The sequence below is a fragment of the Streptomyces sp. NPDC048349 genome (genome assembly GCF_040651925.1).
GTDB lineage: Bacteria > Actinomycetota > Actinomycetes > Streptomycetales > Streptomycetaceae > Streptomyces.
In genome coordinates this window covers 1-22,350 of the sequence record NZ_JBEZLA010000063.1, presented here as the reverse complement: position 1 = coordinate 22,350, position 22,350 = coordinate 1, and the positions used below count along the sequence as shown (strand labels likewise).

Annotated in this window: 22 protein-coding genes; 12 read left to right on the top strand and 10 right to left on the bottom strand. The window is 73.6% G+C overall.

Features of this window, described 5'->3' with window-relative positions:
• Positions 1 to 7: 7 nt before the first annotated feature.
• Positions 8 to 1,513, bottom strand: a complete 1,506-nt coding sequence (locus tag AB0D44_RS28000; protein WP_362595913.1) for a hypothetical protein — start codon at positions 1,511 to 1,513, stop codon at positions 8 to 10.
• 144 nt (positions 1,514 to 1,657) lie between these two features.
• Here AB0D44_RS28000 and AB0D44_RS27995 point away from each other — a divergent pair, with 144 nt between their 5' ends.
• The 5 genes from AB0D44_RS27995 (at position 1,658) to AB0D44_RS27975 (ending at position 5,244) form a co-directional block, all read left to right on the top strand.
• Positions 1,658 to 2,440, top strand: a complete 783-nt coding sequence (locus AB0D44_RS27995) for a 5-oxoprolinase subunit PxpA (RefSeq protein ID WP_362595911.1) — start codon at positions 1,658 to 1,660, stop codon at positions 2,438 to 2,440.
• Positions 2,437 to 3,054, top strand: coding sequence for an allophanate hydrolase subunit 1 (locus AB0D44_RS27990; RefSeq protein ID WP_362595909.1), 618 nt, complete (start codon positions 2,437 to 2,439; stop codon positions 3,052 to 3,054). Before AB0D44_RS27995 ends, AB0D44_RS27990 begins: the two co-directional genes overlap by 4 nt.
• A complete protein-coding gene (locus tag AB0D44_RS27985) occupies positions 3,051 to 3,917 on the top strand; it encodes a biotin-dependent carboxyltransferase family protein (protein ID WP_362595907.1) in 867 nt (288 codons plus the stop codon). Before AB0D44_RS27990 ends, AB0D44_RS27985 begins: the two co-directional genes overlap by 4 nt.
• A 74-nt stretch (positions 3,918 to 3,991) precedes the next feature.
• On the top strand, positions 3,992 to 4,567 hold the full coding sequence (locus tag AB0D44_RS27980) for a sigma-70 family RNA polymerase sigma factor (protein WP_362595905.1): 576 nt from the start codon (positions 3,992 to 3,994) through the stop codon (positions 4,565 to 4,567).
• Entirely contained in the window at positions 4,564 to 5,244 is a 681-nt protein-coding gene (locus AB0D44_RS27975; RefSeq protein ID WP_362595903.1) for a hypothetical protein, read from the top strand. The genes AB0D44_RS27980 and AB0D44_RS27975 overlap by 4 nt, the downstream gene beginning before the upstream one ends.
• A gap of 86 nt (positions 5,245 to 5,330) precedes the next feature.
• Here AB0D44_RS27975 and AB0D44_RS27970 read toward each other — a convergent pair whose 3' ends face one another.
• On the bottom strand, positions 5,331 to 6,728 hold the full coding sequence (locus AB0D44_RS27970; protein WP_362595901.1) for a HEAT repeat domain-containing protein: 1,398 nt from the start codon (positions 6,726 to 6,728) through the stop codon (positions 5,331 to 5,333).
• Between the two features lie 342 nt (positions 6,729 to 7,070).
• The gene (locus tag AB0D44_RS27965; RefSeq protein WP_362595899.1) at positions 7,071 to 7,493 is read right to left on the bottom strand and encodes an ankyrin repeat domain-containing protein; all 423 of its coding nucleotides are present in this window, start codon (positions 7,491 to 7,493) and stop codon (positions 7,071 to 7,073) included.
• Between the two features lie 331 nt (positions 7,494 to 7,824).
• Here AB0D44_RS27965 and AB0D44_RS27960 point away from each other — a divergent pair, with 331 nt between their 5' ends.
• Together AB0D44_RS27960 and AB0D44_RS27955 are read left to right on the top strand one after the other, a co-directional pair.
• On the top strand, positions 7,825 to 8,019 hold the full coding sequence (locus tag AB0D44_RS27960; RefSeq protein WP_030031218.1) for a hypothetical protein: 195 nt from the start codon (positions 7,825 to 7,827) through the stop codon (positions 8,017 to 8,019).
• Positions 8,020 to 8,088: 69 nt separating this feature from the next.
• Positions 8,089 to 9,714: a hypothetical protein gene (locus tag AB0D44_RS27955; protein WP_362595897.1), complete on the top strand. Its 1,626-nt coding sequence runs from the start codon at positions 8,089 to 8,091 to the stop codon at positions 9,712 to 9,714.
• Positions 9,715 to 9,801: 87 nt separating this feature from the next.
• On the opposite strand, the gene AB0D44_RS27950 is transcribed toward AB0D44_RS27955, so the two are convergent.
• Positions 9,802 to 11,304 (bottom strand): PLP-dependent aminotransferase family protein, encoded by a 1,503-nt coding sequence (locus AB0D44_RS27950; protein WP_362595895.1) that lies wholly within the window; start codon positions 11,302 to 11,304, stop codon positions 9,802 to 9,804.
• A gap of 173 nt (positions 11,305 to 11,477) precedes the next feature.
• Between AB0D44_RS27950 and AB0D44_RS27945 the strand changes: the two genes are divergently transcribed.
• From AB0D44_RS27945 to AB0D44_RS27935, 3 genes are all read left to right on the top strand, one after another.
• On the top strand, positions 11,478 to 12,248 hold the full coding sequence (locus AB0D44_RS27945; RefSeq protein WP_362595893.1) for a glycerophosphodiester phosphodiesterase: 771 nt from the start codon (positions 11,478 to 11,480) through the stop codon (positions 12,246 to 12,248).
• A 67-nt stretch (positions 12,249 to 12,315) separates the two neighbouring features.
• Positions 12,316 to 13,698, top strand: a complete 1,383-nt coding sequence (locus AB0D44_RS27940; RefSeq protein WP_362595891.1) for an MFS transporter — start codon at positions 12,316 to 12,318, stop codon at positions 13,696 to 13,698.
• Positions 13,699 to 14,011: 313 nt separating this feature from the next.
• The gene (locus AB0D44_RS27935; RefSeq protein WP_007262928.1) at positions 14,012 to 14,386 is read left to right on the top strand and encodes an RNA polymerase-binding protein RbpA; all 375 of its coding nucleotides are present in this window, start codon (positions 14,012 to 14,014) and stop codon (positions 14,384 to 14,386) included.
• Between the two features lie 116 nt (positions 14,387 to 14,502).
• Here AB0D44_RS27935 and fxsA read toward each other — a convergent pair whose 3' ends face one another.
• The 4 genes from fxsA to AB0D44_RS27915 all read right to left on the bottom strand — a co-directional run bounded on the left by fxsA (position 14,503) and on the right by AB0D44_RS27915 (position 18,507).
• Entirely contained in the window at positions 14,503 to 15,084 is a 582-nt protein-coding gene (fxsA, locus tag AB0D44_RS27930) for an FxsA family membrane protein (RefSeq protein ID WP_362595889.1), read from the bottom strand.
• 82 nt (positions 15,085 to 15,166) lie between these two features.
• Positions 15,167 to 16,039, bottom strand: coding sequence for a polyprenol monophosphomannose synthase (locus tag AB0D44_RS27925; RefSeq protein ID WP_362595887.1), 873 nt, complete (start codon positions 16,037 to 16,039; stop codon positions 15,167 to 15,169).
• Between the two features lie 329 nt (positions 16,040 to 16,368).
• Positions 16,369 to 17,997, bottom strand: a complete 1,629-nt coding sequence (locus tag AB0D44_RS27920; protein WP_362595885.1) for an amidohydrolase — start codon at positions 17,995 to 17,997, stop codon at positions 16,369 to 16,371.
• Positions 17,998 to 18,066: 69 nt separating this feature from the next.
• Positions 18,067 to 18,507, bottom strand: coding sequence for an Lrp/AsnC family transcriptional regulator (locus AB0D44_RS27915; RefSeq protein WP_030011705.1), 441 nt, complete (start codon positions 18,505 to 18,507; stop codon positions 18,067 to 18,069).
• A 217-nt stretch (positions 18,508 to 18,724) separates the two neighbouring features.
• Here AB0D44_RS27915 and AB0D44_RS27910 point away from each other — a divergent pair, with 217 nt between their 5' ends.
• A complete protein-coding gene (locus AB0D44_RS27910; RefSeq protein ID WP_362595883.1) occupies positions 18,725 to 19,183 on the top strand; it encodes a hypothetical protein in 459 nt (152 codons plus the stop codon).
• 44 nt (positions 19,184 to 19,227) lie between these two features.
• On the opposite strand, the gene AB0D44_RS27905 is transcribed toward AB0D44_RS27910, so the two are convergent.
• On the bottom strand, positions 19,228 to 20,319 hold the full coding sequence (locus AB0D44_RS27905; RefSeq protein WP_362595881.1) for a phosphotransferase family protein: 1,092 nt from the start codon (positions 20,317 to 20,319) through the stop codon (positions 19,228 to 19,230).
• Positions 20,320 to 20,343: 24 nt separating this feature from the next.
• Complete coding sequence (locus AB0D44_RS27900) at positions 20,344 to 21,477, bottom strand: hypothetical protein (protein WP_362595879.1); 1,134 nt, start codon at positions 21,475 to 21,477, stop codon at positions 20,344 to 20,346.
• Between the two features lie 457 nt (positions 21,478 to 21,934).
• On the opposite strand from AB0D44_RS27900, the gene AB0D44_RS27895 reads away from it, so the two are divergent.
• Positions 21,935 to 22,350, top strand: a 416-nt coding sequence (locus AB0D44_RS27895) for a hypothetical protein (protein WP_362595877.1), incomplete at its 3' end; no start/stop codon positions are given.

Here is a 22,350-nt window from a genome sequence, read left to right as displayed (position 1 = left end):
GGCGGGGTCACGCCGCCTCCGTGCGGTCCGCGGCCATGCCGGCCGCGTCGAGCAGGGCCGTGCCGACGATCAGGTCGGCGCCACCGAACTCGGGGTCCTCGAGCGGGGTGCCGTCGTCCACGGCGAAGAGCAGCCGCTCCTCGCCCTGGCGGTAGGCCGTGCCGACGGCCGGGCTCGCCGCGTGCACCGCCAGCAGGGCCACCAGGTACGGCAGGTCGGGGTCGCTGCGGCGGGCCTCCGCCAGGAGGCCGGACAGCCGGCGCGGGGCGTCGTGCGGCAGGTCCAGGAGCTCCATCGCGGCGGCGAGCTGCTCCTCGCTGAAGCGGCTGTCGTCCGGGGTGGCGATGAGGTCGGGCTCGGGCATCTCCGCACCGAGGTGCTCCCGCTCCACGGGCGGCGTGAGCAGTATGTCGACCAGGTCCCCCACGCGTACCGAGACGGGCGTGCGCAGGCCCGCGCCGGAGGCGAAGAACGCGTCCGTGACCCGGCTCGCCCGTTCCAGCGGGAGCGGCAGCAGCGGGGCCACCAGCTGCCCGTACAGGTCGATGCCGGAGCGCGGCGCGGGGGCGGCGAAGGCCTGGCGGTCCTGCTCGGCGCGGAAGAGCGGCCCGGCGTCCAGCAGCCGGGACTGGAGCTGGGTGTGGCGGCGGATGCAGTCCTTGACGATGTCGACGAGCTCGGCGGCGCGCCGCTTGCTCTCGGGCTCCTCGGCCTCGTCGCGCGCCCGCCGGATGTTGGTCAGGATCGCGTTCTCGTGGCGGTAGCGGTCGGCGACGTGGTCGAGGGCCTCCTCGATCATGTCGGGGACGGAGCGGAGCCAGTCCACCGCCCGCACGTTGCGCCGCGTCGCGTCCAGCGTGCGGCGCAGGGTCTCGGCGTACTGGACCGTCCGGTACCGGGCCTGCTCGGCGGCGAGTTGGGCGTCGGCCAGCCGGCCGCGGCTGATCAGCACCTCCAGCTTGACCTCGGCCGCGATCTGCGCGCTGGTCACGTCGGTGTCGAGGGCGCCGACCAGGACGTTGACGGCCTCGTCGGTCGTGCGCAGGTAGACCGCCCCGCCGTAGCCGGGCACCTCTTCGATCAGCTTGAAGTCGTAGTCGCGCCGGACGTAGACGCCGTCCGGGCCGAAGGTGCCGTAGATCGCACGGAAGCCGCGGTCCACGCTGCCGACGTTGATCAGGTTTTCCAGCACCCAGCGGGCCACCCGCTCGTGCTCGGCCGCCGGCCGGGCCGGGGCCTGGGCGGCGACGCGCGGGAGCAGCCTGGCCACTATCTGCTCGTGGTCGGCGCCCGTGTCGAAGTCCATGTTGAGCGTGACCAGGTCGATCGCGGCCAGCGCGACCTCCGCCATCGCGTAGACCCCGTACTCGCCCGCCAGATTGGCCTTGCGTACGTCGAGGTCGTGCAGCGGGGCGGTGCAGGCGAGCGCGCGCAGCCGCCGGGCCAGGCCCTCGTCGGCGGCCGGGCCCGGCGCCGGGGACGGAAGGGTCTTCGCCGGGGCGGGGAAAGTCACGGGCAAAGACTAGGCGCTGACCCTGACAACATCCCAAACGGCATGGTTCGGCCGGATCGTCCGCGGATGGTCGCCCGGCGACGGCAGACCGTCGGCCGTCGCCCGCCGGCACCCGCGGCGGCAGGCCTGTTCTACGCTCACCGCATGGCTTCCATGATCACACCCCCCGAGGCGGCGATCGACCTCAACGCCGACCTCGGCGAGGGCTTCGGACGCTGGACGCTCACGGACGACGAGGCCCTGCTGTCGGTCGTCACGAGCGCCAACGTCGCCTGCGGTTTCCACGCCGGGGATCCGTCCATCATGCGCCGGGTGTGCGAATCGGCGGCGGAGCGGGGCGTACGGATCGGCGCACAGGTCTCCTACCGCGACCTGGCGGGCTTCGGACGGCGCTCCATGGACGTGCCGGCCGGTGAGCTGGCGGACGAGGTGGCCTATCAGATCGGGGCGCTGGAGGTGTTCGCGCGGGCCGCCGGCTCCCGGGTGTCGTACGTGAAGCCGCACGGCGCGCTCTACAACCGCACCGTCCACGATGCCGACCAGGCCGCCGCGGTGGTTGCGGGAGTCCTGACGGCCGGGGGTGCCCTGCCCGTCCTCGGCCTCCCCGGCTCCCTGCTGCTGGAGGCCGCCGCGGACGCCGGGCTGTCCCCCGTCCCCGAGGCCTTCGCCGACCGCGCCTACACGCCCGCCGCGACGCTGGTGCCGCGCACCGAGCCGGGGGCGGTGGTGCACGACCCGGACGCGGTGGTGGCGCGGGCCGTCCGGATGGCGGCCGAGGGGACGGTGACGGCGGCCGACGGTTCCCCGGTCCGCGTCGCCGCGCGCTCCCTGTGTCTGCACGGGGACACCCCCGGCGCCGCGGACCTCGCGCGCCGGGTCCGCGCCGCGCTGGGCGCGGCCGGGGTCCGGGTGGAGGCCTTCGCGTGAGGCCCCTCGTGGTCGGCGGGGAGGCGCTGCTGATCGAGGTGGACTCGGCCGCCGAGGTGGCCGCGCTCCACGCCGAACTGCTGCGCCGCCGGGACGCGGGCGAGCTGGGCGCCGTACGGGATCTCGTGCCGGCCGCGCGGACGGTGCTGCTGGACGGCGTGAAGGACCCGGCCGGGCTGGCCGCGCGGATCACCCGCTGGGAGGTGCCCCCGCTCGCGGAGTCGGACGGCCCCCTGATCACGGTCCCGGTGCGGTACGACGGGCCGGACCTGGCGGAAGTGGCCGGGCTGTGGGGGGTGGCCCCGGGGGCCGTCGCGGACATCGTCGGCGACACCGTCTTCCGGGTGGCGTTCTGCGGGTTCGCGCCGGGCTTCGGCTATCTGACCGGGCTCCCGGAGCGCTTCCACCTGCCCCGGCGGGCCACACCCCGGGCCGCCGTCCCGGCCGGCTCGCTGGCCCTCGCCGGTGAGTACGCGGGGGTCTACCCGCGCTCCTCCCCCGGCGGCTGGCAGCTGATCGGATCCACGGACGCGGTGCTGTGGGATCCGGAGCGGGACCCGGCGGCTCTGTTCGCCCCGGGGGTACAGGTCCGGTTCACGGAGGCGGGCCGGTGACCGGGCTGCTGGTGGTGCGGCCGGGAGCGCTGACCACGGTGCAGGACCGGGGGCGGCCGGGCCACGCGCACCTGGGGGTCCCGCGCTCGGGGGCCCTGGACGCGGCGGCCTACGCGCTGGCCAACCAGCTGCTCGGCAACGCCCCGGACGCGGCGGCGCTGGAGACGACCCTGGACGGGGTGGGGCTGCGGGCCCTGGCTGCGGTCACCGTGGCGGTCACGGGCGCGCCCTGTTCCGTACGGGCCGCCGGCCGCCCGGTGGCCTGGGGAGCCGCTGTCAGGCTGCCGGCCGGAGCGGAGCTCGAGGTGGGCCGGGCGGAATCGGGGCTGCGCAGCTACGTCGCGGTGCGGGGAGGCCTGACCGTCCCGCCGGTGCTGGGCAGCCGCTCGACGGACCTGCTGTCGGGGCTGGGCCCGCCGGTCCTGTCGGCCGGGATGCTGCTGCCGGTGGGCTCGGCGGCGCCGGACCCGGTCCCCGCGGCGGATGCCTGTGCACTGCCCGGGGCACCTTCGCAGCTGCTGCTCCCGCTGCGGCCGGGGCCGCGGGCGGACTGGTTCACCGCGGCCTCGCTCGCCGGGTTGTGGCGTTCGGTGTTCCGGGTGTCTCCGATGTCGAACCGCATCGGGCTGCGCACGGAGGCCGGGGCACCCCTGGTCCGGGCCCGGGAGGGCGAACTGCCGAGCGAGGGCATGGTCCTGGGCGCGGTCCAGGTCCCGCCGGACGGCCTGCCGGTGGTGTTCCTGGCCGACCACCCGGTGACGGGCGGCTACCCGGTGGTGGGCGTGGTCCCGCCCGGCCCCGCCCTGGACGCGGCGGCGCAGGCCCGGCCGGGGGTGCCGGTCAGGTTCGTGAGGGCGCGATGAAACGTCTGCGGGGGCTTCGGCCAAGTACAGGGTGAGGGGGGCCGACCGGGCCCCCTGTGCAGGGGAGGAACCGGGTGCGCAGCCCACGACACGAGACCGGGCCACCGGATCTCACCACGCCCGAGGGGTTCGGGGCGTTTTACGAGGACCACATCGACGCGGTGCTCGGCTTCGTCACCCGCCGGGTCGCCGACCCGCATCTGGCCGCGGACCTGACGGCGGACATCTTCCTCGCCGCGATGGGCTCGGCCTCCGGTTATCGGCCCCACAGGGGGGCGCCGATCGCCTGGCTGTTCGGGATAGCGCGCAACGTCCTGTCGGGCCACGCCCGCGGACTGGCCCGCGAGAGCGGCGCGCTGGCGCGGCTGAGCGGGCGCCGGCTGCTCGACGACGAGGACGTGGCCGCGCTGGAGGAAAGGATCGACGCCCAGCGGGCCTTCAGGGCCCTGGCCGAGCGCCACGCCGGGCTCTCCGAGCCGCTGCGCGCCGCCCTCGACCTGGTCGTCGTCGACGAACTCACCCCGGCCGAGGCCGCCCAGGCCCTCGGCGTCACCCAGGCGACGGTCCGCGTCCGCCTGCACCGGGCCCGGCGGGCCCTGCGGGGAGCCTCAGGCTCCGTCACCGAACACCGACTGGAGGCAGCCCGATGAGCAACAGGCCACTCGGATTCGAAGAGCGGCTCAAGGCGGCGCTCCTGGCGCGGATCCCGGCCACGCCCGAACCCCTCCCCGCCCGCTCCTTCGCGCGGCGGTACGGGGTGCCGCTCGCGGTCGGCCTGGTCACGGCCGCCGTCCTCGGGCTGGTGACCCTGCCGGACCTCCGGGAGCACGGCGGGGCGGGTCCCGCACACGGCCTGGGCAAGGACGGCGACGGCACCGTCACGGTGCCCATGCCCAAGCCCGATGAGCTGCCCGAACTGGCACGAAGACTGGAAGCGATGGGTGTCAGCGCCGTGGTGGTGCCGATGAAACCCCCAGCGGAGTGCCCGGGGGAGAATTCGGGAGGCTACCGCGAGTCGCTGCACCACCCGGACGGCACCATCGACCTCGAGGGCAACGTGGTGCGCGGGCGCGGCACCGCCATGGTGCTGAAGATCAACTCGAAGACGGTCCCGCCGGGTCACACCCTCGTGCTGATGAAGCCGATGAGGCCCCCGCTCCGTGACCCGAACCAGGTCAGGGTCGGGGTGAAGGAGACCTCGAAGGTGCCTGCCTGCGAGCCCGACTACGCGCCGAGCCCGGAAGAAGAGTCGAGGCAGTTGGCCGAGATGGACGCCGCGCTCAAGGCGCTCAAGGATCGGCAGGACACAGGGACGCCGTCTCCTTGAGCCCGGCCCCGCCGGCACGGCATTCGGCCCGGCCCCTCGTGTCAGGGGGCCGGGCCGGGTGCGTTTCGGAGAGGGGGCCGGAGCGGCTACACGGCGGACTCCGGGGCGATGCGGCTCCGGACGGCCGACTGGACGTCCTCTTCCTCCGCGGGATCCGCCGCCAGGCGCCGCAGCCGGGGTGCGACCCGGGCGTCGGCGGTTTCGGCGTGGCGGGCGGCCACCTCGCGGGTGGTCTCCTCGCAGTCCCACAGGCATTCGACGGCGAAGCCCGCCGCGAAGGAGGGGTCGGTGCTGGCCAGGGCCCGCGCGACCCGGCCGCGCAGGTGGGACGAGGCGGTCTCGCGGTAGATGTGCCGCAGCACGGGGGCCGCGCAGGCGATCGCCAGGCGGCCCGCTCCGTCCACCAGGGCGTACAGCGCCCGGGTGCCGGGGCCTTCGCCGCGGACGGTGGAACGCAGGGCTCCGAGGACCAGGCCGGCGTCCTCGGCTCCGCCCCGGGCGGCCAGGGTGGCCGCTGCGGCCGCGCCCAGGGCGTCGGGCCGGTGGATCCAGCGGCGGGCGCGTTCGACGGCGCCGGGGCCGCACATGCGCTCGTACGCGGCCACGGCGGGCTCGTCGGCGGCGGCTTCGATGAGGTCCAGGACGGCCGGGTTCTCCGGTTCGGCGAGGACCAGGTGGTGCAGTGCGGTGGCACGGGCCGCTTCGCCGCAGGCTCCGGCCGCCGCCGCGAGGATGGCAGGGCGGTCCTCGGGCTGGGCCACGGCGGCGAGACAGCGGGCGGCGGGGACGTGCAGCGGAGTGCCGCGGCGCAGCCCGTCGGCGGCCCAGTCGAAGACGGCCTGCACGCCCCAGCCGGGGCGGGGGCCGCTCGGGTTCAGCTGGCGCTGCCAGCGGTCGAAGGAACCCTGCCGGCGGGCCGCCCGCAGGCGCTCGCCGTACCGGGGTGACTCCTCCCACAGGCACCAGGGCCGGGGCTCGTACGCGTCGCGGATGGCGGCGGCCAGCCGCGCCTCACCCTCCGCCGTGGCGGGGAAGCGGGCGATGACCGGCTCGGCCAGGGACCGCAGTCCCTCGTCGTCGTCGCGCAGGGCGAGCTCGTCGAGGGCCCAGGCCCAGTTCGCTCCGCAGGCGGCGTACCGGCGCAGCAGCATGAGCGCGTCGTCGCGGCCGTACGAGGCGAGGTGGCCCAGGACGGACAGGGCGAGGCCCGTCCGCTCCTCCGCGTCGTCGAGGAGGTCCTCGGCGGCGAACAGGTGGGCCTCGATCGCGCCGAGGGGGCCGTCGAGATCCAGGTACAGCCTGGCGTAGTACAGGGAGCGGTTCTCGACCTGCCAGTCCTGGCGCGGGTCGCGGAGCACGCACTGGTCGAGGGCCTCCAGGGCCTCCGCCCTGGGCGCCGCGAGGGCGTGCAGCGTGCCGTCGCCACGGCCCCGCTGGAGCATCCCGAGCAGCGTGCCGCTCGGCGCTATGACTGGTTCGAACATGGGAATGGCCTCAAATCAAGCTGGGGACGCAACCGGGAATCGGGATTCACAGGGCCGCGTAACAGCATGTGAGGACGTTCGCCGTCAGGTTCCGCTCGATGTAGACCATTGCCTTCTCACTCTCGTCGGTGCTTCGCGGCCATGGCGGCCGGAGCGGCAGGGGTGGGGTGTGGACACCCTTCGTGTCCAGCCCGCTCCTGCCCGTCCGTCATGTTCGCGAATCGAATCCGACGCCATGATGACCCAGCCGGTTTGTGCGCCGCGACCACATTTACGGCTGCCGTGACCAACCTGTGAGGTCGCAGGCCGGTCGGACCCGGCCGCCACCGGGCAAAAAGCGGACTACTCGGCTCCGAAGAGTTCCAGCAGGTCGGCCTTGGCGAACATGCGCGCCGTGTCGACGGCGGAGGGGGTTCCGGCAGTCGGATCGGCCCCTCCGGCGAGCAGGGCGCGGATGACGGACTCCTCGCCCTTGAAGACCGCTCCGGCGAGGGGGGTCTGGCCGCGGTCGTTGGCGCGGTCGGCCTCGGCGCCGCGGGCCAGCAGGGCCGTGACGGTGTCGGCGTGGCCGTGGTAGGCGGCCAGCATCACGAGGGTGTCGCCGCGGTCGTTGGTGAGGTTCGCCGGCACCCCGGCGTCGAGGTACGCGGCGAGCGTCGCGGTCTCGCCCTGACGGGCGAGGTCGAAGATCTTGGTGGCCAGCTCGATGACGTCCTCGTCGGGGACGCCCTGCGAACCGGAGCCGCCTTCGGTGTGCTCGCTCATCGTTCGTACCGCCTTCCACTCGCTGCTGGCATGGTCCGCCCCCGCGGCGGCCCGGGCCCGGGCGGGCCGGGGGCGGTGCGGGGCAGGGGGGTGCACGGCACTGCGTCCGTACGGGTGAATCGTCAGGGTAGCGCCCGGACCTGCACATGTCGGGGCCAGGCCGAGGCAATGATCACCCTTGCCCCCCTTCGCACCGGACGCGCCAGTCGGAGTGACCCGGTCCAGTGAAAAACTCCTGGATTCACCCGTATGCACCTTTTGTCGCATTGATACTTCCTGTGAGCCTGGAACAACTGATGGTGACTGTCCCCACCCACCAGGAGAACCTCTCATGGTCCTGTCCATCTCAGGCGTCGTCCTGCTCGGCATCATCTGCTTCCTCTTCTTCAAGAAGGACGGGATGAAGCTGACCCACGCGTTCGTCTGCTCGCTGTTCGGCTTCTTCCTCGCCGGCTCCGCCATCGCTCCGAGCATCACCGCGAGCACGGCGAGCCTCGCGAGCCTGCTCGGCGGGATCAAGCTCTAGCCCGGCCCGCGCACGGCGACACCAGCCGCACCCGAAGTACCCGAACACCCACAACTCCAGGAGACGCCCGTGGCCCGGCGCCCACTTCCCCGCATCCTCAGCAGCGGCACCGCGTCGCTGGTAAGGGGCCGCGACATCGCTCGCACGGCCGCCGACAGCGCCACGGACGTCCTCCATCCGCTCCTCACCATCGGACGCGGCCTGCGCATCCTGGCCTCGGCCGGGCGGCGCAAATGGTCCGAAACCCCCAAGGACAAGCGTGGTCCCGCGCTGTTCCTGGGAGCCGCCTGCGTCCTGGTGGTCGCGCTCGTCCCCTACGGTCCGCTCCTCGCCCTGATCACCCTCATGGCGGCGGCGGCCTGGCAGGGACGCGACCGCACCCCGGTGAAGACCGGGCCCAGCGATGCCGAGACCGAACGGCTCGGCTCCCTCTACGAAGCACTCGTGCCGTACTTCTCCACCCCGGAGGACCCGAGCCCGCTCTTCGCCCACGGCGGGGACTGGGACAAGGCCTTCAGCGGCTACGAGTTCGACGAGGCGGGCCGCGTCACCCGGCTCCACATCCGCTACCCGGCCTACTTCACCGATGGCGAGGCCGCCTCACGGGCCCGGATCGAGGCACTGCTGCACGCCAAGTCCGGGCGCGGACGGGAGTATCTCTTCGAATGGGACGAGGAGGGCAACCAGCTCGACCTGAGCGTGCTGGCGGCGCTGCCGACGGGCATCGCCGCCCAGCCGTTCGTCACCTCCCCCGGCGAGACCGTCCTCGGTTTCACCGACGCCGGCAGCGTCCAGCGCACCCTGCCCGTCCTGGAGGGCGACGAGCCCCGGGACGTGCCGCCGGTCATCTGGCGCACCGGACCCCGCGCCACCGAGCCCCACCTGCTGGCCGTCGGCCAGCCCGGCAGCGGCACCTCCACCCTGCTGCGTTCCCTCGCCCTGCAGGCCCTGCGGCACGGCGGCGACGTACTGATCGTCGAGGGCGGCGGCAGCGGGGAGTACTCCTGCCTGTCCGGCCGCAGCGGCGTCCTCGCCGTCGAATGCGGGCCGGTCGGGGCGCTGGCCACCCTGGAGTGGGCCGCGAAGGAGACCGAGCGGCGCCTCATCGCCGCCCACCGGGCCCGGGAGGCCGGCCGCCCCGCGCCCGAGGACACCCGCCGGCCCCTGTGGATCCTGCTGGACCGGCCCAGCGTGCTCGCGCACCTCGCGGCAGCCGAGGGCGGCCCCGATCCACTCGCGCAGCTCCAGGTACCGCTGCGGCACGGGCGGAGCGCGTACGTCACGGTGGCCGTCACCGAACAGTTCGACCACCTGGAACTGCTGCACGACGCCGTCTGGCAGCACACCCGCGCCCGGGTCGTCCTCGGGCCCGCCGCGATCCAGCAGGTCGCCGACGTCCTGGGGCTGCCACCGCACACCACGCCGCCGGCGCAGGTGCCGCCCGGGCGGGGGTACGCCCGGCTCGGTTCGGGGCCCGTGCACCGGCTGCAGGTGCCCGCCACGCCGGACCCGTACGACGATGCCGCGCATCCGGCGTTCCGGCAGGCGGTGCTGGACCTGCTGCCGGAACGGCCCGCGGGGGGCGGGGGCGGGGGGCGGGGGCCGGTCACGGCGACCAAGCCCGCGCAGCCACCGGCCCAGGGGTCGGCGATGGACGCCTCGGAGGCGCCGGAAGTCGCGGCCGAGGCGCCGTAGGCGGCGGCTACGGCGGGGCCGGGCCGGGGCCGGGGCCGGGGCCCGACGACACCCCACCCCGGCCCCGGCACCGGCCCCCACCCCGCATTACGCCACGAACGTGCGCGGGGGTTCCGAGCCGTTGCTGCCTGCGCCCGTGCCCACCAGGCGGGCTGCGGCCGCCAGTCGGGCCGCCGCCTCCTCCGCCACCGGGCCGCCGACCGTGAACGGGAGTCGGACATAGCCCTCGAAGGCGCCGTCGACGCCGAACCGGGGGCCCGAGGGGACCCGTACGCCGACCCGCTCGCCGACCTCGGCCAGCCGGGAGCCCGACAGTCCTCCCGCCCGGGCCCACAGCGTGAGCCCGCCCTGCGGAACCTCGAACTCCCAGTCCGGAAGCTCGCGGCGCACCGCCGCGACCAGCGAGTCCCGGTTGTCCCTGGCCTGTTCCCGGCGGATGCCGACGGCCTCCTGCCAGCCGCCGGTCCGCATGAGCCAGTTCACCGCGAGCTGTTCCAGCACGGGCGTGCCCAGGTCGGCGTAGGCGCGGGCGGCGACCAGGCTGCGGATCACGTCGGGGGCGGCACGGACCCAGCCGATCCGCATGCCCGCCCAGAAGGCCTTGCTGGCGGAGCCCACGGTGATCACCGTGCTGCCGGCCGGGTCGAAGGAGCAGACCGGGCGGGGCATCTCCATGTCCGGGTCGAGCCGCAGTTCCAGCATGGTCTCGTCGACCACCAGGACGGTGCCGGCGGACCGGGCGGCCTCGACCATGGCCCGGCGCTGGTCCTCGGACGCCAGGGCTCCGGTGGGGTTGTGGAAGTCGGCGACGACGTAGGCCAGGCGCGGGGCGGAGTCGCGCAGCACCTGGCGCCAGACATCCATGTCCCAGCCGGTCAGCCCGGCGGCCATCGCGACCGGTACGAGGCGCACTCCGGCCGCGCGCATGAGCTGGAGGATGTTCGCGTAGGAGGGGGACTCGACGGCGATCCGCTCCCCGCGCCCGGCGAACAGGCTGCAGATGGCGTCGATCGCGCCCATCGCTCCCGTGGTGACCATGATCTGCTCGGGCATCGTGGGGATGCCCGCCTCGGTGTAGCGGTCGGCGAGCATCCGGCGCAGGGCCGGCAGGCCCGCCGGGTAGTCGCCGTGCGTGTGCGCGTACGGCGGCAGCTCCTCCAGGGCTCCCTGGACCGCCTTGGTGAGCCAGGGTTCGGGGGCCGGCAGGGCGGCGCAGCCCAGGTCGATCATGGAGCCGAGGGATTCCGGCGGCAGCGGTTCCAGGCCGCGGGCGGGCAGCGGGTTGCCGGCCGGCACGGAGGTCCAGCTGCCGGCGCCCCGGCGGGACTCCAGGAACCCCTCCCCGCGCAGGGCCTCGTACGCGGCGGCGACGGTGGTGCGGCTGAGCGAGAGGGCGGCGGCCAGCTCGCGCTCGGCGGGGAGCCGGGCGGCGACCGGAACGCGGCCTTCGAGGACGAGCAGGCGGATGCCGTCGGCGAGCGTGCGGTACGCGGGCAGTTTGCGGGACCCGGGCGCGGTGGGCCGGTCCTGCTGGGACGTGATCAGGCGGGCGAGCTGCGCGGCACCGACCGCCGAGGTCCATTCGGCCATTGCGTCCGGTCCACCTTCGTCGAATTGGCCTCGACTGGGCGCGCCGGAGGCCGGGATTGGATTGAAGTCTGCGAAGACAGACTGTCATGCGCCGGTCCACCTGCACCAGGGGCCTGCCTCCCGCGTTCACCTTGCGGAGCACCGCCACCCCCGTCTCGGGGGATACTGCCGCCGTGACGCACGTACGCCTTCGCCATCCGTATCTGGACCACCCGGCCCCGATCCCCTTCGCCCACCGGGGAGGGGCCGCGGACGGGCTGGAGAACACCGCCGCGGCCTTCCGGCGGGCCGCCGCCGCGGGCTACCGGTACTTCGAGACCGATGTGCACGCCACGCTCGACGGGAAGCTCGTCGCCTTCCACGACTCCACCCTGGACCGGATCACCGACGGGCAGGGCCGGATCGCCGAGCTGCCGTGGAAGCGGATCCGCGAGGCGCGGGTGGGCGGCACCGAGCCGCTGGCGCTCTTCGAGGACCTGCTGGAGGAGTTCCCGGACGCCCGGTGGAACATCGACGTCAAGGCCGAGTCGGCGCTGCACCCGCTGGTGAACCTGATCGCGCGGGCCCGGGTCTGGGACCGGGTGTGCGTGGGCTCGTTCTCCGAGAGCCGCGTGGCCCGGGCGCAGAAGATCGCCGGGCCCCGGCTGGCGACCTCGTACGGCGTGCGCGGGGTGGTCGGCCTGCGGCTGCGCTCGTACGCGATCCCGGCGGCGCTGCGGGTGGGGGCGGTGGCGGCCCAGGTTCCGGAGGTCCAGGGGGGCATCCGCGTCGTCGACCGGCGCTTCGTGCGGACCGCGCACGAGCGGGGCCTGCAGGTGCACGTGTGGACCGTGAACGAACCGGAACGCATGGAGTCTCTCCTCGACCTGGGAGTGGATGGCATCATGACCGACCGGATCGACATCTTGCGCGCGGTGCTGGACCGGCGCGGGGCCTGGGCCTGACGAGGCCGCGGGTCTCCGTGCGGGCGCCGGGGGGCCGCGCGGTACGGGGACCAGCGAGGGGGCACCCATGAGTGCGCGGACGTCAGACGAAGCGGAATCCGGGGCCGAGGACGGCAGATCGGCCGTCGCGGCGGCGGCCGACCGCAAGCGCGAGCAGCGGGGCTGGTACTTCTACGACTTCGCCGTGTCGGTGTACTCGGCCAGCGTGCTCACGGTGTTCCTCGGGCCGTACCTGACCGGGGTGGCCAAGGCCGCGGCGGACAGCGAGGGGTTCGTGCACCCGCTGGGCGTCCCGGTGCGGGCGGGTTCCTTCTTCGCGTACGCGGTCTCGGCCTCCGTGATCCTGGCCGTACTGCTGATGCCGCTGGTGGGGGCCCTCGCGGACCGGTCCGGCCGCAAGAAGCCCATGCTGGCGGTGGCGGCGTACACGGGCGCGGCGGCGACGGCCGGGATGTACTTCCTGGGCGGCGAGCGCTACCTGCTGGGCGGGCTGCTGCTGGTCGTGGCGAACGCCGCGCTGTCCGTCTCGATGGTGCTCTACAACGCGTACCTGCCGCAGATCTCCACGCCGGACGAGCGGGACGCGGTGTCCTCGCGGGGCTGGGCCTTCGGCTACACGGCCGGGTCCTTGATGCTCGTGGTGAACCTGGTGCTCTACATGGGCCACGACACCTTCGGCCTGTCCGAGGGCGAGGCGGTACGGATCTGTCTGGCCTCGGCGGGCCTGTGGTGGGGGGCCTTCGCGCTGATCCCGCTGCGGCGGCTGCGGGACCGGGCCGTGGTCCGGGAGGCGGGGGCGGGTCAGCCGGTCAACGGCTGGAAGCAGCTCGTCGCCACACTGAAGGACATGCGGCGCTACCCGCTGACCCTGTCGTTCCTGCTGGCGTACCTGATCTACAACGACGGCGTGCAGACGGTGATCTCCCAGGCCTCCATCTACGGCAAGGAGGAATTGCAGCTGGAGCAGTCCACGCTGATCGGGGCGGTGCTGCTCGTGCAGGTCCTCGCCGTGGCGGGCGCGCTGGGGATGGGCCGGCTGGCCCGGACCTACGGCGCCAAGCGGACGATCCTGGGCTCGCTGGCCGCGTGGGCGGTGACGCTGGCGGCCGGGTACTTCCTGCCGGCCCGGACTCCGGTGTGGTTCTTCGCGCTCGCGGCGATGATCGGGCTGGTGCTGGGCGGCAGCCAGGCGCTGTCGCGCTCGCTGTTCTCGCACCTGGTGCCCGCGGGCAAGGAGGCCGAGTACTTCTCCGCGTACGAGATGAGCGACCGCGGGCTGAGCTGGGTGGGCCCCCTGGTCTTCGGCCTCACCTACCAGGTCACGGGCAGCTACCGGGACGCGATCATCTCGCTGGTGGTCTTCTTCGCACTGGGATTCGTGCTGCTGGCCAGAGTGCCGGTCCGGCGCGCGGTGGAAGCGGCGGGCAATCCTGTACCGGAACGGATCTGAGAGCGGGTCCGCAGTGCGTCCGGCCTCGGATCCGCGAACGAATTCCGAACGGATTTAGACGTTGAAGCCGAGGGCCGGTAGTGTACGCCTTTGGCCTGCCAGGCGGACCGTTACTGCGCGCTCGAGAAGTGTAGACGTTGGGTGACATCTGCTGCCAGATGTGACAAAACGGGCATTGGTGGGTACAACAAGGGGCGGCACGACGGGCGACGCACGACCCGGAGCGGGAATCTATACCGCCGACCGGACGTTGACCGGATGACGACGACAGCGACACCTGTCCTGTGGGCGACAAGCCCGGGAGGCACGATTCATGAGTGAGCGAGCTCTCCGCGGTACGCGCCTCGTGGTTACCAGCTACGAGACGGACCGCGGCATCGATCTGGCCCCGCGCCAGGCGGTGGAGTACGCATGCCAGAACGGACATCGATTTGAGATGCCGTTCTCGGTTGAGGCAGAAATTCCGCCGGAGTGGGAGTGCAAGGCGTGCGGCGCCATGGCACTCCTGGTGGACGGGGACGGGCCCGAAGAGAAGAAGGGCAAGCCTGCGCGAACGCACTGGGACATGCTCATGGAGCGGCGCACCCGCGAGGAGCTGGAGGAAGTGCTGGCCGAGAGGCTCGCGGTCCTTCGTTCCGGCGCCATGAACATTGCCGTGCATCCGCGGGACAGCCGCAAGTCCGCCTGACAGCCGGACGAGACAACAGCCGAGGGCCCCGCCACACAGTGTGTGGCGGGGCCCTCGGCTGTTCGGTGTGTCCCCGGGGCCGGCCTCCGGCTGCGGGGCGGGGCTGCGGGCGGGAGTTACGGGGAGAGGGGCGGGCGGTAGCCCGTGTCGGGACCGGGGTGCTGCCCGGGCCGGTCCTCGCGGATGACCTCGCCCTGGACGACCTTGCCGTCCGGGTGGTGGATGCGGGCCTGCTGGAAGGCGTCGGCGAAGGTCCCGGCGGACGCCGAGGCCATCCTCCGCTCCAGCGAGCTCGCCGTCCGGCGGCCGATCCACCCGCGGACGGGGGGAAGCAGGCACAGCAGGCCCGCCACGTCGGACAGCAGGCCGGGCATGATCAGGAGCAGGCCCGCCAGCATGGTGAGGCCGTTGCCCTGGCCGGGCTGCTGCGGGGTGGGCCGCACGCCCTGCTGCGCCTGCTGGAAGGTGTCGGTCAGGTTCTTGAAGGCACGGCGGCCCGCCCGTTTGATGACCACCACGCCCAGAACCATCCCGCCCGCGAGCAACGCCGCGACGGTGAGCCCGCCGGCCGCGCCCGCGACCAGGCCGAGCAGCCAGATCTCCAGGATCAGCCAGGCGGCGAGCGCCAGGGGGAGGAACGTACGGGCGGGTGAGCGCCGCTGCCGGGGGGCCGTCGAAGTGGGAACGCCGGTCGTCATACCCCCCAGTGTGCCCGGGCCCGCGTAAGAGCAGCCTCAGCCGGAGGTACAGGGCGTCCCTTAAGGGAACCCGGCCGGCCGGTCAGGCCTTGCCGGAGCCCCGGCCGGTGTCCCTGTCGGTGCCGTTGCCGGTGCCCTTGTCGGTGCCGGTGCCGGTGCCCTTGTCGGTGCCCTTGTCGGTGTCCTTGTCCGCGGCCCGGCCCGGCAGCAGCCTGGCCGCCTGGGCCTTGAGCCCCCACTGGGTGACCCGCCACAGGGCCTCCACCACGATGTCCTTGCTCATCTTGCTGTCGCCGAACTCGCGCTCGACGAAGGTGATCGGGACCTCCACGACGCGGAAGCCCTTCTGCACGGCCCTGCGCGCCAGGTCGACCTGGAAGCAGTAGCCCGCGGAGGCCACCTGGTCCAGCCCCAGCCCCTCCAGGGTCTCGCGGCGGAACGCCCGGTAGCCGCCGGTCACGTCGCGGATCGGGACGTTCAGCATCAGCCGTGAGTACGTCGAGCCGCCGCGCGAGAGGAACTCGCGGCTCTTGGGCCAGTTGACGACGCGGCCTCCCGGCACCCAGCGGGAGCCCAGCACCAGGTCCGCGCCGGCCAGGGCGGTGAGCAGCCGCGGCAGCTCCTCCGGCTGGTGGGAGCCGTCGGCGTCCATCTCGACGATCACCCCGTAGCCGGCGTCCAGGGCCCAGACGAAGCCGGCCAGGTAGGCGGCGCCGAGCCCCTCCTTGCCCTTGCGGTGCAGGACGTGCACGTGGTCGTCGCCGGCCGCGAGCTCGTCGGCGAGCTTGCCGGTGCCGTCCGGGCTGTTGTCGTCGGCGACCAGGATGTGGGCCTCGGGCACCGCCGCGCGGACGCGGCCGACGATCAGCCCGATGTTCTCCGCCTCGTTGTAGGTCGGAATGATCACCAAGGCCGTACCGAGCGGTCCGTAGGTCCGCTGTCCGCCGTCGCTCACTGAGTCCCCTTTTGTGCGCTTGCACGTCCTGATGGTCTGGTCGCAGTCAATGACTTTAGAACAGTGATCGGGGCCCGCGGTCCTTCGGGCCGGTCGGACTCCCGCTGGCTGCGGGCCGCCGTGACCGTTGTCTACTGGACCGCCGGGCCCCGAACTGGGGCCACCCTCCCCCAACTGCCGCTGGGGGTGCCCCCACCGGCGAAACCTTCCCTCGCCCCCGAGGCGCGGGCGCGCTGAGCAGACGGATCCGTCCGGCACGGACGTCCTGTGGTGGACCCGGCCGAACCTATCCGGGTCCGGCCGCCCGCACCGAACCCAGGCTCGCCGGATCACCCCTGTGGGCGTACGAATACCTCCCGCCCGCCGACCACGGTCGCCAGGCACACCGGCAGCTCGGCGCCGGGGGACAGATCGGGCAGTCCGGGCGTGCCGGAGCGGGGGTCGGTGGACCAGCGGGCGACCCGGTCGTCCGGGGCCTGGACGACGAGTTCGGCGGTCTGCCAGACGGCGTAGTCGGCCGGGGCGCCGGGGACCAGGACCCCCGCGTCGTCGCGGCCCAGCGCCCGCCAGCCGCCCCGGGTGTGGGCCGTGAAGGCGGCCCGGACGGAGATGCGGTGCTCGGGGGTCCGGTGGAAGGCGGCCGCTCGTACGGTGCCCCACGGGTCCAGCGGGGTGACGGGCGCGTCCGACCCGAAGGCCAGCGGCACGCCGGCCTTGAGCAGGGCCGCGTACGGGTTCAGGGTGCGGGCGCGCTCGGCGCCCAGCCGGTCGGTGTACATGCCGTCCGGGCCGCCCCAGGCCGCGTCGAAGGCGGGCTGCACGGACGCGGTCAGGCCCAGCTCGGCGAAGGCTGCGATGGTGGCGGGGGTCATCATCTCGGCGTGCTCGACGCGGTGCCTGGCGGCGCGGACCCGGGCCGGGCCGACCTTCTCCGCGGCGGCGCGGACCCCTTCGACGACGGCCGTGATCGCGGCGTCCCCGATCGCGTGGAACCCGGCCTGGAGGCCCGCCTCGGTGCAGGCTGCGACGTGCTCGGCGACCGCGCGCGCGTCCAGGTAGCCGGTGCCGGTGTGCGGGGCGTCGGCGTACGGGGCGTGCAGGCACGCGGTGTGCGAGCCGAGGGCGCCGTCGACGAACAGGTCCCCGGCGGCGCCGACCGCGCCGAGCTCCTTGGCCCGGTCGAGGTCGCGGTCGGCCCAGTACCCGAACACGCGCGGCCCCGGACGCTCCGCTGCCAGCGCCAGCAGGGCGGTGAAGTCCTCGGCCGAGGAGATACCGGGCCCGCCGCACTCGTGCACGGAGCCGATGCCGAGCGAGGCGGCCCGGTCCAGGGCGGCCCGCTGGGCCTCGGCGCGCTGGGCGGGGGTGACGGCCGCCAGGGCGGCGGCGCGCACGGCGTGGTGGGCGTCGCGGGTCAGCGGCTCGTCGCCGTCGGGGGTCACGCCGGGGACGAGGTCCAGCAGGGCGGTGGTGACCACCGCCGAGTGCACGTCGATGCGGCTGAGGTAGACGGGGCGGCCCCCGGCGGCCTCGTCGAGCTCGCGGCGGCGCGGCGCGCGCCGCTCGGGCCAGCGCGCGGCGTCCCAGCCGTGCCCCAGGAGCACCCGGTCGGCGGGACGGCTCGCGGCGTGGGCGCGTACGAGGTCCAGCGCGGCGGAGAGGGTGGGCGCGGCGGAGAGGTCCAGCCCGGTGAGCGCGAGGCCGGCGGACGTGGTGTGGACGTGGGCGTCGGTGAAGGCGGGCGTGACGAGCGCCCCTCCCAGGTCGACGACCTCGTCCACGCCCTGCGCGAAGGCGTCGGCCGCGCCCTCGGAGCCGACCCAGGCGATGTGCCCGCGCTCGACCACCATCGCCGTGGCGAAGGGGTCCGCGGGGCTGTGCACCTCGCCCCCGCGGAGGAGGACGGTCCTGGTCGGTGCTCCGGCGGCGTCGGCGGAGTGGGCGGTGCGGTCAGTCATGCGGACCAGTCTCGCGCGTCGCCCGGCGCCGCCCGACCGCCGGGTCCCTCCGGGCGCCGCGGAGTCGTTCTACACGCGGGGCGGGCGGGCCTCGTAGGGGGTGGACAGGACCACCGTCGTGCGCGTCGAGACGTGCGCGAGGGCGCGCAGGCGGCCCAGGAGGTCTTCCAGCTCCAGCGGGGTCGCGACGCGGACCTTGAGGATGTAGTTCTCGTCGCCCGCGACGCTGTGGCAGGCCTCGATCTCGGGAACGCCGGCCAGCCGGTCCGCGATGTCGTCCGGGGCGCTCGGGTCGAACGGCTTGACCGAGATGAAGGCGGTCAGCGGCAGGCCGACGGCCTCGGGATCGACCACGGCCGCGTAGCCGCGGATCACACCGCGCTGTTCCAGCCGGCGTACTCGCTGATGGACGGCCGACGTGGACAGTCCGGTGGCCTTGCCCAGATCCGTGTAGCTCATCCGCCCGTCCCGCACGAGCAGATCCACGATCTGGCGGTCCAGCTCCTCCATTGCGCTCATAGCCGCTCAACCTAAGGCCCAACGCCTCTCCAGGCACAGTGCTGTCCATCCACTGGAGGCATCTGCGCCGGGCATGTGACCAAGGCCACAAGCGGATGCGGGCGTCCTGGGGGCTGTTGTGGTTACTCGTGCCGCGCGGCGGGAAGTGCTTGGTGTGGCCGAGGCCGAAGAACCTGCCCGCCCGGCCCACCCAAGGGGGAGTACATCCATGCTGAACACCAAGCGCGCCGGTCGCACCGAACCGGAGCCACTGGAAGCGCTCGATCCCGGCGAGGACGCGTACGCCGAGGACGGCGAATACCTCGACGACGCCGAGGGCTTCGAGATCCACCACGCGGTCTGCCCCGACTGCGGCCAGTCGATCGCCCTCGTCGCCGACGAGGAGCACCTGCCGCAGCACGCCCTCTGCCTGACCCCGTGGAACCCCTTCGGGCTCACGGTGTGCGCGGGCACCGGACGGCCCGTGGGCGACGCACTTCCCACGGTCGGCATGGTCCAGCCGGCGGCGGCGCAGGAGCTGGAGCCCGTGGTGATGCTGAGCCTGCCGCAGGGGCTCGACTGGCGGACGCAGCCCTTCTCGCACGTCGGCGGTCCGGGCTCGCGTCCGGTGCGCATGCTGAGCCCGCTGCTGCCGCAGACCCGCGGGCAACACGCCCAGGCGGCCTGACCGCGGGCGGTGCGGGCGCCCGATCTGCCCCTGCACCAGCCCCGTTACCAGTACGTTCCCTGCACCATGGCGGCCAGACTGGCGTGGTGCAGGATCAGGCCGTCCGGGTCCGAGGGGATCTCGACCTCGCCGAAGTGCGCCTGCCGGTAGGCGATGCGCAGCATCACGATGCCGTGCCGCAGCGCCGCGTAGAGCGTGTGGAACTCCATGTCGCGCGGGGTGTGCCCGGTGAGTTCCGCGTAGCGGCGCTCCACGTCCTCGCGGCGCAGGAAGTCCGGCAGGCCGGGCTGGCCGAAGCCGACGGTGAGGTCCTGGAAGAACCGGTGCAGGTAGACGGTCCAGCCGAGGTCCACTTCGCGCGGGGCGAAGGCCGCCATCTCCCAGTCCAGGACGGCCACGGGCTGGAAGCCGTCATAGATGACGTTGCCGATGCGGGCGTCGCCCCAGTTGAGGACCGCCGGCCCCTCGTCCTGCGGCCACAGCTCCTCGAGGCGGGCGAACGCCCGCTCGATCAGCGGTGACGGGGCGAGTCCGCCCACCACCCAGGAGTAGTAGGCGCGTTGGGCGTCCACGTGCCGGCGCAGCGGGCTGCCGGCGCCGTCGGGCAGGAGGAACTCGGCCTCCTTCGCCGGGAACTGGTCGTGCAGGCGCGCCAGCAGGGAGATGCTGGCTTCCTGGAGCTCGGCACGCTCGGCGTCGGTGGCGGCGTGCAGCCAGTTGCCCTCGTAGGTGTAGGGCATGACGTCGGGCGGGACCCGCCCTTCGGCGCGGGCCATCACGAAGAACGGAGCCCCGAGCGGCCCCGGGTCCTCCTCGAGCCACTGCACGCGCGGGACGGGGAGGTCCGTGTGCCGGGCCACCAGGCTCATCACCCGGTGCTGGCGCGGCATGTCGTAGGTGGGGAAGACGGTGTAGGCGGCGGGGTCGGCGGCGAGTCTCAGCGCGCAGGCGCGGAGCGGGGTGTCGGGGTGGTCTATGTCGAAGAGGAGGGTCTCGCTGGACATGCCGTTGGACCCGGGCACCGAGACGTTGGTGACCTTCGCGCCGGGGAGCTGGGTGTCCAGCCAGGCGGCGAGGCGCCGGCCGAGTTCCTCGGGCTCGCGGGTGGAGGTGCGCGGACGTGGTGCGGTGGCCATGGGTGAACCCCTTTCCTGCGGGACCTACTGGGCGACGGAGGAGTAGTCGGTGAAGCCGCTGGGGTCGTGGCGGCCGAAGCTGCCGTGCTCGAAGATCCCGTGCCCGACCTGTCCGTCGAGGGTGAAACGGGCCGAGTGGTCGGTGACCCCGAAGGCGGCCATCGGGTGGGCGGCGGGGTCGGAGAGGTCGTAGACGCGGCGGTCGGTCCACCCGCGCCCCTGCCAGGTGCCGTGCTGCCAGTCGGCGGCGGGCGGATAGCCGGCGCCGACGGCGAGCGGGGAGGAGTTCAGGATCCGCACGCCGAGTTCGAGGGGCTTGCGGGCCGGGTCGGTGAGGTGGACGACGGCGCTCTCGGGGTGCCGGGTGCCGGGCCGGTAGCGGATCTCGGTGTGCGGCCAGCCGAGTTGCACGTCGTGGCGGCCGCTGCCCTCGGGGAACACCTGGACGGCTTCGCTCAGGGTGCGGTGTCCGTCGGCGTCCTCCTGAGCGATGACCATGACGAACCGGTCCTCGAAGCGGACCGGGATCCACAGCCAGTGGAACCCCTCCGGCCGGTGCTCCTCGGCGGCCCGGCCGCCGTCCTCCCCGGGGACGGGGCGCACGCCCCAGCTGCGGTCGCGGGTCCCCGTCCACTCCCCCGCGGTGACGGCGATCTGTTCGCCCTTGGCGCGGATGGTGCCGGTGACGTTGCCCGCCTGCACGAAGCGGCGCCCTTCCAGGATGAGCCGGTCGCCGCGCCGCTGGGTGTGGTGGGGCTCCCAGACCGCGGGGAACTCGGCGGTCCAGGTGAGGTCGTACGAGAGCCCGTCCGGGTCGTCCGGATCGGCGGCGCAGCGCAGGGTCAGCTGCCGCAGCGGCACGTCGACGGTGAGGGACAGCGGTCCCACCGAGAGGTTCATCCGGTCGTCGGTGAGGGCGTCGGAGGCCCGTACGGCGAGGAGTTCGTCCCCGACGCGGAGGGTGGCGTAGGCGTCGATGACACCCGCGTTGGGGTAGACCCCGAGGCCGAGGATGAGGACGGCGCGGCCGGCGTGGTCGAAGACGTGGAAGATGCAGCGGTCGTAGGCGTTGCGGTCACCGCTGACGAGGTGCTTCATCGACAGGGGTGCCTGGTGGATCGGGTACTCATCGAGGGCGACGGGCCGATCGGCGGGCATGGCGGACCTCCGGGCGTTGTGCGTGACGGCGGCTGCGGTGCGGACAAGCAGGTATGACGGTACGTCAGATGACGCGCCGGGGACCAGGGTTCTGACATTGCGTGACAGCGCGGCACGGCACGTCGGCCAGAGGGCGCACGGGCGCCGACGAGCCGGAGGGGCCGAGCGCCCGACGCGATCCCCTCGACTCCTGTCACACCGCCCCTGACCAGCGAAGTAACGGTCGGCGAAAAACACCTGAAGAGTCGTCACGATCTTCTGACGTTTGCTCACCTTTCCATAACTCTTGATCAACTTTGCAGTCGATATGCACCCATTTGCCCGTCTCGGCGACCGGAGTGAGCAACTACGTTTCACCCGACGTTGATCTTGAGACGTCAGCACTTCAAGGTTTCTCCCTGGGGGGAAAGTGAAATTCCGTAGTAGATCGGGCACGCAGCTGTGGCGTGCCCGCCCGATGGCGAGCCGTGCGGGGTTGCTCAGCGCCACCGCTGCCGGTCTTGCCGTCGTCATGGCGGTCTCCGCGCTGCCCGGCTCCGACGTCGCCGTCGCGGCCACCGTGCCGGACGGGCAGCGCGAGGCGGCACCGGCGACGGCCGCGGCGGACATACCGTCCGCCCGCGTGGCCGCCCGTCTGTCGGGCCAGCGGGTCGAGGCCCTGTCGGAGCGGTCGGAGACCTCGACGACATGGGTGAACAAGGACGGCTCGCTGACCACCGAGGTCGCCGCGGGTCCGATCCGTTTCAAGGACGCCACGGGCCAGTGGCGTGACGTGGACGTGGACCTCACCAACGCCCCCGACGGCTCGGTGGTGTCCAAGTCACACCCGCAGGGTCTGCGGCTGTCCGGGAAGAAGGGGACGAAGGCCCAGTC

Bases quoted from the DNA above. Each gene is read 5' to 3' on its own strand.
- AB0D44_RS27935 (WP_007262928.1), top strand. From the start codon at position 14,012: ATGAGTGAGCGAGCTCTCCGCGGTACGCGCCTCGTGGTTACCAGCTAC.
- AB0D44_RS27915 (WP_030011705.1), bottom strand. From the start codon at position 18,507: ATGGAGGAGCTGGACCGCCAGATCGTGGATCTGCTCGTGCGGGACGGG.
- AB0D44_RS27970 (WP_362595901.1), bottom strand. From the start codon at position 6,728: ATGTTCGAACCAGTCATAGCGCCGAGCGGCACGCTGCTCGGGATGCTC.
- fxsA (WP_362595889.1), bottom strand. From the start codon at position 15,084: ATGACGACCGGCGTTCCCACTTCGACGGCCCCCCGGCAGCGGCGCTCA.
- AB0D44_RS27950 (WP_362595895.1), bottom strand. From the start codon at position 11,304: ATGGCCGAATGGACCTCGGCGGTCGGTGCCGCGCAGCTCGCCCGCCTG.
- AB0D44_RS27905 (WP_362595881.1), bottom strand. From the start codon at position 20,319: ATGGCCACCGCACCACGTCCGCGCACCTCCACCCGCGAGCCCGAGGAA.
- AB0D44_RS27975 (WP_362595903.1), top strand. From the start codon at position 4,564: ATGAGCAACAGGCCACTCGGATTCGAAGAGCGGCTCAAGGCGGCGCTC.
- AB0D44_RS27965 (WP_362595899.1), bottom strand. From the start codon at position 7,493: ATGAGCGAGCACACCGAAGGCGGCTCCGGTTCGCAGGGCGTCCCCGAC.
- AB0D44_RS27995 (WP_362595911.1), top strand. From the start codon at position 1,658: ATGGCTTCCATGATCACACCCCCCGAGGCGGCGATCGACCTCAACGCC.
- AB0D44_RS27900 (WP_362595879.1), bottom strand. From the start codon at position 21,477: ATGCCCGCCGATCGGCCCGTCGCCCTCGATGAGTACCCGATCCACCAG.
- AB0D44_RS27960 (WP_030031218.1), top strand. From the start codon at position 7,825: ATGGTCCTGTCCATCTCAGGCGTCGTCCTGCTCGGCATCATCTGCTTC.
- AB0D44_RS27940 (WP_362595891.1), top strand. From the start codon at position 12,316: ATGAGTGCGCGGACGTCAGACGAAGCGGAATCCGGGGCCGAGGACGGC.
- AB0D44_RS27920 (WP_362595885.1), bottom strand. From the start codon at position 17,997: ATGACTGACCGCACCGCCCACTCCGCCGACGCCGCCGGAGCACCGACC.
- AB0D44_RS27910 (WP_362595883.1), top strand. From the start codon at position 18,725: ATGCTGAACACCAAGCGCGCCGGTCGCACCGAACCGGAGCCACTGGAA.